This is a genomic window from Nosocomiicoccus sp. HMSC09A07 (assembly GCF_001808485.1).
Lineage (GTDB): Bacteria > Bacillota > Bacilli > Staphylococcales > Salinicoccaceae > Nosocomiicoccus > Nosocomiicoccus ampullae_A.
On the sequence record NZ_KV793634.1, the window covers coordinates 214,212 to 225,821 of the forward strand.

General features: G+C 34.8%; 7 protein-coding genes. 5 read left to right on the forward strand and 2 right to left on the reverse strand.

Features of this window, described 5'->3' with window-relative positions; genetic code table 11:
- Window position 1 precedes the first annotated feature (1 nt).
- Window positions 2-1,894, forward strand: coding sequence for a glycosyltransferase (locus HMPREF3177_RS05370; RefSeq protein ID WP_070457512.1), 1,893 nt, complete (start codon window positions 2-4; stop codon window positions 1,892-1,894).
- 39 nt (window positions 1,895-1,933) lie between these two features.
- On the opposite strand, the gene HMPREF3177_RS08405 is transcribed toward HMPREF3177_RS05370, so the two are convergent.
- On the reverse strand, window positions 1,934-4,105 hold the full coding sequence (locus HMPREF3177_RS08405; protein WP_083286882.1) for a bifunctional glycosyltransferase family 2 protein/CDP-glycerol:glycerophosphate glycerophosphotransferase: 2,172 nt from the start codon (window positions 4,103-4,105) through the stop codon (window positions 1,934-1,936).
- 156 nt (window positions 4,106-4,261) lie between these two features.
- Between HMPREF3177_RS08405 and HMPREF3177_RS05380 the strand changes: the two genes are divergently transcribed.
- The 4 genes from HMPREF3177_RS05380 (at window position 4,262) to HMPREF3177_RS05395 (ending at window position 10,700) form a co-directional block, all read left to right on the forward strand.
- A complete protein-coding gene (locus HMPREF3177_RS05380) occupies window positions 4,262-5,020 on the forward strand; it encodes an RsiV family protein (RefSeq protein WP_070457514.1) in 759 nt (252 codons plus the stop codon).
- Between the two features lie 85 nt (window positions 5,021-5,105).
- Complete coding sequence (locus tag HMPREF3177_RS05385) at window positions 5,106-8,246, forward strand: efflux RND transporter permease subunit (protein WP_070457516.1); 3,141 nt, start codon at window positions 5,106-5,108, stop codon at window positions 8,244-8,246.
- Between the two features lie 100 nt (window positions 8,247-8,346).
- Window positions 8,347-10,125: an SLC13 family permease gene (locus HMPREF3177_RS05390; protein ID WP_070457518.1), complete on the forward strand. Its 1,779-nt coding sequence runs from the start codon at window positions 8,347-8,349 to the stop codon at window positions 10,123-10,125.
- Window positions 10,126-10,187: 62 nt separating this feature from the next.
- Window positions 10,188-10,700, forward strand: a complete 513-nt coding sequence (locus HMPREF3177_RS05395; protein WP_068127980.1) for a type 1 glutamine amidotransferase domain-containing protein — start codon at window positions 10,188-10,190, stop codon at window positions 10,698-10,700.
- 90 nt (window positions 10,701-10,790) lie between these two features.
- On the opposite strand, the gene HMPREF3177_RS05400 is transcribed toward HMPREF3177_RS05395, so the two are convergent.
- A complete protein-coding gene (locus HMPREF3177_RS05400) occupies window positions 10,791-11,438 on the reverse strand; it encodes an immunoglobulin-like domain-containing protein (protein WP_068127983.1) in 648 nt (215 codons plus the stop codon).
- Window positions 11,439-11,610: the final 172 nt, after the last annotated feature.

The window sequence follows — 11,610 nt, forward strand, 5'->3', positions numbered from 1 at the left end:
TGTGAAGGATTTATCGATTATTATACCTGTATATAATAAAGAACCGGCTTTAGAGCAGTGTTTAAAATCAGTTGTTGAATTAGATATTGATCACTCTAGAATAGAGGCGATAGTTGTTGATGATAAATCAACTGACAAATCAATGGAAATTGTTAATATATTCGCAGATAAATATGACTTTTTTAATGTAATTGAATTAGAAACTAATTCTGGAAGTCCATCAAAACCCAGGAATGTTGGTATTAAGGAGGCACAAGGGAAATATATTGTATTATTAGATGCTGATGACTGGTTAGATAGCCGAGGCATTCCTGAAATTTTACAGCAGGCCCTTGAGAATAATTCTGATTTTGTATTTGGCCATGCAATTAAACACACCGAAAAAATTGTGACTAAACTTGGTAGATTTACCTCATATAAAAAAGAGAACAATATAATTCCGTATGATATTAACAAAATTTATAGAGCTGTTGGTCCTCCTGGTAAGCTCTTTAAACGTTCAATTATTATAGATAACAACATTGAATTCAAAAATTTAAAATTTGGTGAGGATAAATTATTTTTTATTGAGGCGATAGCACTTAGTGAAACTGCATCGATGAATCCAGCTCCTGTATATCATGTTAATCGATATGAAGGTAATGAATCTTTAGTCGGTCAAACTTCTATAATTGAGAAAAGTATCTTGAACTTAGCAGTGTTAGAAGAGGTAATAAAACTAGATATACCGTCAAGAGCTAAATATCAGGCGATAAATAGAATAATCGAAGTTGATTATTTAGCACGATTGTTTAACAGAGTAAGGTTCCTAAGAGCAGATAACAAACAACCATTTTATGATGTGTTTTATGAAATGTTAAGGGTATTAGAGAAATATGATTTAGCAGTAGATGAGTTTGTAACTAATAAAAAATTAAAAAATATTCTACAACTTATTCTCGAAAAAAGACACGATGATCTTCATGAGTATGTTCATATGCTAACTCGTGGAGAAAAAGCACGGAAATATATTAAAGATGATATAGTTCATTTTATATTGCCTGAAAAATTAACAGAATTTTATCCTATCACTGAAGAGATGTTTGCAGTATATACAGGTGCTAGAGAGATAGATGGTGAGATTTTTGAGACGATAACAGTTTATTCAAAAAAGATTGATAAGATAATTAAAGTTTTATTAACTGAAATGAAGAACGAAATAAATGAGAGAGAAATAGAATATAGAATTCATGATAACGTAATATACATCAAAACAGAGGACCTTGAATTCGATAGTAATAACTTTAATATCATAATCATTTATGATGACTACAAACCGTTTATTGTAAATGCATCTTATCCATCAGCTGTAAATCAAAGTCGCTTAAATAGACAAAGTTTTAAGGCCGAGTTCATTGATCATGAATTTGATGATTATTACTATAAACCAGAGTTAACGTACTTAAATTATATTAAGAACTTTGCTAAAAATGTTATTACGTTAAAGGAAATATCAAAATATAAGACTATTATTAGCGATGAATTAGAAACAGAAAAGATACCTAAAGGTACTGTTATGAAAGTTAAAGATTTTGTAAGAGATAGGCTAGGTAATGCACGCTTTATTTTAAAAAATGATGATATTATTGAGGCAAATTTTAAAAATATAAATCCACTGAATCCTAACTTAAAAGACAGCTATATTATTGACGTTCCACAAAAAGTTCGGATTCGTCAAAAGTGTAATCTTTATAAAGAAATCACTTTTAAAAGTCGTCCAATTAAGACTTTATGGCCGGGATCGTTTTTAGAAATAAAGAAAATTGAATATACGAGTAGTAACACACCTCGTCTAGTTACAAAAGACAATTATTATATCACAGCAAATAAAGAGTTTGTTAAAGTAATTGAATAATTTAAAAGCTTCTCTATTTCTAGAGAAGCTTTTTTAAAATTATGTCAAACTTTTTTGTATTTCATTATGAATCATATCTCCAATGATTTTTGCAGCATTTCCTTGTTCTTTAGAACAAAATCTATCATAAAATTTATTGAGATTATCTTCATATTCATTTTTAATATAATCAATATTTTTAAGCTGTTCAATTAAATCGTCAGCTTTTGTTGTGATAGGACCTGGTAGGTCTTTCATGTAATCTAGGTAAAATCCTCTTAATTCTCCCTCATATTTTTCTAAGTCATAGGCAAAGAAGATTTGAGGTCTTTTTAAAATCCCATAATCAAACATTACGGAAGAGTAATCTGTAACTAAACAATCACTAATTAAATATAAGTTAGAAACATTATTATAGTTTGAAACGTCTATTGCAAAATCTTCGTACCCTTTAATATCGATTTGGTTCGCAATGAGATAGTGCATTCTTAATAGAATGACATAATCGTCGCCGATTTCTTCATACATTTTAGGAAGATTAATTTTTAATTCGAATTGATATTTACCTTTTTGTATATACTCATCATCGCGCCAAGTCGGTGCATATAATATTACTTTCTTGTCGTTCGGTATGTTTAAATCTCTTTTGATTTTTTCAATATATTTCTGATCATTTTGTTTATTAACGAGAACATCATTCCTAGGATATCCAATTTCTAGTATGTCTTTAGAATCCATCCAAAATGCAGATTGAAAAATCTCTGTAGAATACGCATTTGGTGAGATAAGAACGTCCCATCTTTTAGTTTCGTTTCTAAAGTTACGTTTATATTTTTCAGTATTTGTTCCAGGCATTTTTACCTCTGCCATATCATTACCAAGTCGTTTTAATGGTGTTCCATGCCAAGTTTGAATATAAGTTTGATTCTCTTTTTTGTATAAATGAAGCGGTGTTCTAGCATTGCTCACCCAGAATCCAGCTTTTGAATATGCTTCGTAATATTTTTTAGAGGATCTTTTAATTTTTTCTGCTGGCTTTGGTACGTATGTCGAATTCGGTTTACGTAGAATCCACTTATAATTATATTGAGGATAAGCTTTTGCCATATACTCGTATATAGCCTTCGGACTATCACTATATGCTTGACCTCCAAATGATTCAAAAACAATTGTTTGAGGATCGACTTTAGTATACTTATTAGTCAGTTCATATTTGGAACGGTTTTTAGTCTTATGGCCTGTTAATACATGTCTAAGTAATCTTGATTTATATCTAAAATCATTAATACGATTTGCAAAACCGGTACTTCCTCGCATTAATGCATACATCTCTATATTAAAGAAAGGTTTATTTTTATTAAATATATCTTTATTTAAAAACTTCGCAGCAAGTTCTAACACATCTTTATTATTCTTGTATCGTTCATCAATTTGAGGATGATGAGGATCGAACTCTGTTTCGATTTTTTCTTTTAAATCATTAATCATAAATTGACGAACATTTTCATTGTGTGACTTGTCTATATAACGAATAAAGTTTTTAACATATGATCTAAACTCATCATCGAAGTCATTTTCAGCATATATTAAAATATCGAGTGATTCATTATTTTCATCACGATAATATAATGGGAAATTATAATAATAAACAGGACTTTTTGATTTATAAAGTGCATCAATGACAAAAGCCCATTCTGCATATGTTCCAATATCGGTATTAAAACTTATTTCGTTGTCTTTTATAATCGAAGTTTTAAAAATAATGTTTGTCGAAGTACTTCTTCTTTCTACATCGATATTGTTATTTTTTAATAAGTTTTTATTTGATTTCAATAAGTTTTTATCGATGTATTGTGGAATTGAATATGTTTTTGAAAATAATTCAGAAAAAACAATATCGTGTTTTTTAATTTTGTCTAAATAAAAACCAGTCGTATAAGACGGTAATATATCGCCAGCATCTATGAACATAAAATAATCAGATGAAATATGTTTTAATGCGATATTCCTTTTTTCAATAAAACTTAAAGTTGAATCGACCTCTATGAAATTATAATTAATATTTAAATGATTTAGTTTTTCAGTTATTAAGTCTTTAATTATTTCGTCAGATTTAGAAATAATAAATGAAATATTAAAATTTTGCTCCGTTTGTTTTAGGATACTTTTTAGGGTAGTTAAGGTTCTCTTTTCGTTCCCTAAACAATCCATGATGTAAGTTAATGTATTCATTTTAAACTCCTAACTCATCTTAAGGTTATCAATAATTATAATATAAGAGAAAAATAAATTAAACTCGTACTTGTTTCAAGGGCTTTAAATACTCAATGACTTCTTCGTTATGTTAAAATAAAAGTAATGAATATAGTTTACATTGGAGGCATTTATATGAAGCGTTTTGGCCTCTTTTCACTGTTCATGATTTTTGCTTTTATTCTCGTTGGATGTTCGGCTACGAATGAGCCGATTAAGTTAAAGCATGGTGTTGTATATAAAGAACATCCAAATAATCAAGATTTTGATAATATGAAATTTGTTGCGAATGATTATAACGTTGAAATTCACTACCCACATTTTGGTGTGGAACGTGTCGATAAAAAGATCGAAGGTGCACGTAATAAGGAGTTCGAAGATTTCATAGATATTGTTAAAGATGATGATGAGCATATGGATTCATCGTTAAAGATTGTTTTTAACGCACATGATGTTAGAGGCGATATTTACATGTTTAACATTACGAGAGTTGTTAAGCTTTCTAAAGATACGGAATACTCGATTCACGGTGTACTTGTAGTGAATACCGCGAGTGGTGAAGCGGTTATAAGCGACAACTTGTTTAACATCGGTCAATCATCACGAGAGGCGTTATTTAAACGATTAGATCAGGCGATTCGTGATAATCCGGCGTATGCACCGTATTATGACGCGAAAAAATTAGAAGATCGAACGATGGATATTTCAAAGACGTTTTCGAATGTTGACTTTAAAGGAGACGTCGTACAGTTCCACTATGATCAAAACGAAATCGGAAGTGGTGCGATGGGAACACCTAAAGTAGAAATACCGTTTAGAGACGTCATCGAATTTTTAGAGCCGACAATTAAAGCAGTCGTTGAAGGTGAATTGATACCGACGAATGAAGACTAACATTTGCCAAAGGGATATCGTAACGCTGCCCCTTGGCTTTTTATCAATTAGAAATACATATTGAAATAAATAAAGAGGTGCAAATGTGGTAAAAAGAATTGTAGATTTCTCGATTAAAAACAAACTCGCAATCGTATTAATGACGATTATCATCGCGCTTGGTGGTGTGTATTCCGCTTCAAAAATGAAGATGGAAATGTTACCGGACATCGACTCACCAGTGCTGACAATCACAACACCGTATCCAGGTGCGACGCCAGAGACGGTATTAAATGACGTGACAGAAAAAATAGAGTCACGTGTAAAATCGATGGAAGGTGTCGAAGATATTCAAAGTCAGTCGCTTCAAAATGCGTCTGCAATCACTGTGATTTATGATTACGGTACGGATATGGATAAGGCGACTGACGAAGTCGAAACGATGATTGATGAATTAGATTTACCAGACGGTGTGGAGTCATCTAGTATCGATACGATTTCGATGTATACATTCCCAATTATCAGTTATTCATTTACCGAAAAAGACAATGATCTTAAAGATTTAACACAGCGTTTAGAAGAAGATTTAATACCTGAACTTGAAGGAGTCGAAGGCGTATCAAGTGCGTCATTTTCAGGTCAACAAATCGAAAGAGTCGAGCTTTCTTTCGATGAAGCAGCATTAAAAAAGCATGATTTAAAAGAAGAAGATGTCCTCCAGTTTATTTCAGGAACGTCAGATAACTTCCCGCTCGGATTATATACGTTTGACGATGAATTCCGTTCTATTTTAATCGATGGTCGTTTTAATACGGTAGAGGAGTTAAAAGAGTTAAACATACCAGCTGGAGAACCTGAAGCACCTGAAATTGACGATGAAACGAAAATGAAACTTGCTGCAATGAGTGACGCTGAGCGTGAAGAATTCCAAAAAGAAATGGAACAAAAAGCGTTAGATGCAGGACTGAAAACAGTTAAATTAAAAGACGTTGCAGAAATTAATACGGTATCAGAAAGAGATTCTATCTCTAAAACGAATGGTAAAGACTCGCTTGCGATACAAGTTGTAAAATCTAACGATGCGAACACAGTAGCAGTTGCGAATGAAATTAAAGAAGCAGTCGATACGTTTTTAAAAGATAACAAAGATATCGACGCAGTTTTAATGATGGACCAAGCAAAGCCGATTGAAGATTCAATTAAAACGATGTTCGAAAAAGCACTCCTCGGAGCAGCTTTTGCAGTAATCGTTATTTTACTCTTCTTAAGAGACTTTAAGTCGACGTTAATTTCTGTCGTGTCGATTCCAATGTCGATTTTAATGGCATTTGTTATTTTAAAACAACTCGACGTTTCGATTAACATCATGACACTCGGTGCAATGACTGTCGCAATTGGGCGTGTCATCGATGACTCGATCGTCGTTATAGAAAACATATACCGAAGACTTACGAAAGAGGATGAAACGTTGCAGGGTCGTGAACTGATTACAGCTGCGACAAAACAAATGTTTATCCCGATTATGTCGTCGACAATTGTAACGATTGTCGTATTCGTACCACTTGCATTTATTACGGGTGAAGTCGGTCAGATCTTTAAACCGTTCGCGTTAACAGTCGTATTTGCACTACTTGCGTCACTTTTAATTGCAATCACGATTGTACCGATGCTTGCGCACTTCTTCTTTAGAAAAGGTGTGAAAGTCAAACCACATCATAAGAAAAACCGTATCGCAGATAGCTATAGAAAGATTTTAGAGTGGACACTATCACACAAAGTGATTTCGAGCATCGTCCTTGTTGTCATTTTTGTTGGAAGTTTAGCGTTAACACCATTTGTTGGAACGAGCTTTATTTCAACAGGTGAAGATAAGTTCTTAGCACTCACATATAAACCGTCACCAGGTGAATCGATCGAAGAAGTCGTGAAACATGGTGAGGAGGCTGAACAAGAACTTAAGAAAAATAGTGACGTGACGAACATTCAATATTCTGCTGGAGGAGATAATCCATTTAACCCAGTCGCATCGAATGATATGGCGATGATGGTCGAGTATAAATCTGATACAGAGAACTTCGAAGAAGAATCTGCAAAAGTGTTAGAAAAACTCGAACAATTTGACCATAAAGGTACGTGGTCGAGTATCGATGTCGCAACAGGTGGTGCGTCTAACGAAGTCAAAGTAACAATTAAAGGTACAGACTTCGATAAAATTAAAGCAGCATCTGAAGAAGTAGAAGCTGTTTTAAGTGAGCACAAAGAATTATCTAACGTCAAATCCGATGTCAGTGATTCGTATACAGAGTATCGTATCGTCGTTGACCAAGAAAAGGCAGCGAAACTTGGTCTAACTGCAGGTCAAATCGCGATGGAGTTAAACCAATACGAACCGAAACAAGTCGTGACTGAAGTCGGTGAAGTAGGTAAAACACAAGAAGTCATCTTAAAGCACGATAAAAAAGAGAACTGGACAGAAGACGATTTAAAAAATAATACGATTAAATCTCCACTCGGTAAAGACGTGAAGTATAGTGAGTTTACTACGATTGAAACTGGAGATACTCAAGATACAATTAAACGTTTAAACGGAGATATGTACGCGACAGTGAGCGGTAAAATATTATCAAATGACGTCGGTACTGTTACATCTGAAGTCCTTCAAGAAGTGAATAAACTAGAAGTAGAAGACGGTGTTACAGTTGAAGTTGGTGGAACGAACGATGATATTGAAGAAAGCTTTCAGCAACTTGGCCTTTCGATGTTAGCCGCGATTCTTATCGTATATGTCGTTCTCGTGTTAACATTCCACGGTGGAATTGCACCTTTCTCAATATTATTTAGTCTACCATTTACAATTACTGGGGTAATTATCGCATTACTCATTTCAGGTGAGACGTTATCCGTACCAGCACTCATTGGATTACTCATGCTGATCGGTATTGTAGTTACAAATGCAATCGTATTAATCGACCGAGTCATTCATATGGAAGAAAGAGGACTTTCAACGCGAGATGCATTACTTGAAGCAGCATCTACACGTGTCCGTCCAATTCTAATGACAGCACTCGCAACGATTGGTGCGTTAATTCCACTTATTTTCGGTGGAGATTCATCGATATTAATTTCAAGAGCACTCGGCATTACAGTAATCGGTGGACTCGTATCGTCTACGTTACTGACGTTAATCGTCGTACCGATTGTATATGAAGTGCTGATGAATATTAAACACAAATTCGTTAAAAATTAACATATGTGTTATTAAACCACTTGGTAAACTTATCAAGTGGTTTATTTTTTTATAAAATACGGCATCATATAAGTAATCAATCTTTTTAAGGAAGATGCCTATGACATTAGAAATGCTGTTTGTACTCGGCATGGTCGTTGTTATGCTTACGTTATTACTGTTTGAAGTAAGCCGAGCTGACTTTGTCGTATTTTTATTTTTAGTAATATTTTTAATGACGAATGTCATTTCGACTGAAGACGCACTTAGCGGTTTTAGTAACGAAGGTTTAATGACGATATTACTATTATTTGTCGTCGCGAGTGCGATTGAAAAGCACGGCATTATAGAAGGAGTCGTCTACAAATTACTCGGCGATAAAACGACGCCAAGAGGCGCATTATTAAAACTTTTACCGCCAGTCGGTGTGTCGTCAGGATTTTTAAATAATACACCGATCGTATTAGCACTCACGCCGATTGTTAAAGACTGGGCGTTAAAACGTGGCTTTAGTCCGTCGAAGTTTTTAATCCCGCTCTCTTATATTACGATTATCGGTGGTACGCTCACGTTAATTGGTACGTCGACGAACTTAATTATCCACGGGTTGTTAATCTCTAGTGGTAAAGACGGGTATAGTTTCTTTCAGCTTGCACCTGTCGGTATTGTGATTTTAATTTTCGGACTTATATATATCGTGACAGTTGGTTACAAGTTACTGCCAGAGCATTTAACTGCGACTGAAAAAATTCAAAGTGAGGCAAAAGAATTTTTAGCAGAAGCTGAGATAAGTGAAGACTTTGAGTATTGTAATCATTCGATTATTGACGTGACAAAACATGCGTTAAAAGGGATTTATATCATTGAAATTATTAGGGATAAAAGACCACTCCCTGAAGTGAACGCCCATTCGTATATTCAAGCTGGAGACCGTATTATATTTAGTGCGACGCTAGACGCGATTGGAGATATAAAGGACGTCAAAGGGTTAAAGTTAAGAACAGGTAGTGAACTCACGCTTGAAGACCTTCAAACTGAAGGGGCCGTACTGATTGAAGCGGTAGTTTCACACCGTTCGATTCTTCTAAATAAGACACTAAAAACATCGCGATTTAAAACGCGTTATCAAGCTGGGGTTATCGCGATTCACCGTAACAATAAACGTATCAACTCAAAAGTTGGAGATATCGTCTTAAAAGCAGGGGATACGTTACTATTACTTGCGGACGAATCGTTTTTAGATGTTAATAAGTATAGCGATGACTTTTATATCGTGAGTAACTTAACACCCCCAGATAAGTTTATGCAAAATAAACGTCAAGGATTTGGTGTTCTATTATTACTCGGTATTATGATCGGATTAGTCGTTGCTGGTATTTTATCGATGTTAAAGGCAATGCTTGTTATGGTCGTTATACTATTCGTGTTTAAAATTATATCTCCAAGAGATGCGATGACTTCGATTCAGTTTGACGTCATACTGTTAATAGGAAGTGCATTTGGAGTCGGTAAAGCAATTACGAATAGTGGACTCGCAACGTTTGTCGCAGAGCATATCGTAATGTTCGCTAAACCAATTGGAGTACTCGCGCTACTCGCTGCACTTTATCTGATTACAAATATATTTACAGAGCTGATTACGAATAGTGCTGCTGCTGTAATTATGTTCCCGATTGCTGTTGAAGTCGCGGAAATGATGAACACGCATTATCTTGGATTTGTAATTGCGATTACGATCGCTGCGAGCAGTAGTTTTATCACACCGATTGGTTACCAGACAAACTTAATCGTCTACGGGCCAGGGGGATATAAGTTTACCGATTATATTAAAGTCGGAGTTCCGCTATCGATTATTACCATGATTATTACAGTCACGACGGTTTATCTTTTATGGTTTTAATGTTTAAGTGTATGTAAATTCGGTTATATATGTACTACAACGATTTAGGAGGCAATTATTTTATGACTAAAAAAGTTGCAGTATTAATGACAGATTTAGTAGAAGATAGTGAGTACACAGTACCAAAAGATACAATTTTAGAAGCAGGATACGAAGTAGAAGTCGTATCACCAGAAGGTAAAGTAGTTGAAGGTAAGCAAGGCGGAAAATTTGAAGCGGATGTTTCAGTAGCCGATGCAAATGCTGAAGACTACGCAGCACTTCTCGTACCAGGTGGATTCTCACCAGACGTTTTACGTGGAGACGCTGAAGATAGACCAGCAAAATTTGCAAAACATTTCTTAGAAGCAGATAAGCCAGTGTTTGCAATTTGCCACGGACCACAGTTTTTAATCGACACAGGATTATTAAAAGGCAGAAATTTAACGTCAGTTAAAAACGTTAAAACTGACTTAATTAACGCTGGTGCAGACTGGGAAGACAAATCAGTCATCGTCGACAACAACTTAGTGACGAGCCGTACACCAGATGACTTCGATGATTTCACAAAAGCAATCGAAGAAGCTCTTAAATAAATTTAAAGGGTGAGACGTAGTAAATGCGTCTCACCCTTTTTTGTTGTGTATTGAGTATTTGTTGTGTTGTGGTGTTTTGTCGGGAGTGTTTTATTCGACAGTCACCGTAATGGCTTTCGCGTTCGGCTTACCGAAGCGGTCGATGACTGTATAAGCGATATAGTACTCTCCTGGCTTGTCAGTGTTTACTTCATCTCCAACGATGTAGACATCTTCAGTAATATCATGGCCGTCTGTGTCGATGACAGTGATATCTTTTTTAGGATCAAACGACTCGCCTTGAGAAACTGTCACGTCTTTCACGTTTTTAAATGTGACGCGTGGACCTTCTTTACTTTTTGAAGGTGACTTAGGAAGTTCAGTCGACGGCTCTTGTGACACAGTAACGAGTCTAGAGTTTTCATACCATGACCCGTCTTCAGCTGTTACTTTATAATTTAATACGTACTGACCCTCAGTATTCGTATCAACGTCACCAGATACTTCAATGTCAGAAGTTAAATCATCTTTAGAATCAATTGCGTACACACCAGCGAGCGGATCAAAGCTATCACCGACTTGAACATTCACTTCACCGATGTTGTAAATCGTCGGATAGTTGCCGTCGTAGTCCTCGATTAGTTTATCAATTTGAACAGAATTATCGCTATTATCTTCTATCGTAGCATGCTCTAATGCATCAGCAGAAAAAGCAGTCGGTAAAATACCAATCATAATTTTAATTAAAGCAGTTTTCATACAAATTTCTCCTTCAAACATCTTAATAATAGTTTACTATGAAATCTGAAAAGAAAAAAGCATCAACTTGAGTGAAGGTGTGGCTTGCTTCGTTTATTTAACAGAATTTGCTTGTTTTTGTTAGATATTTTGGGATAATTAACAAAAACCGGGTTGTAATGCTGGGATTTGT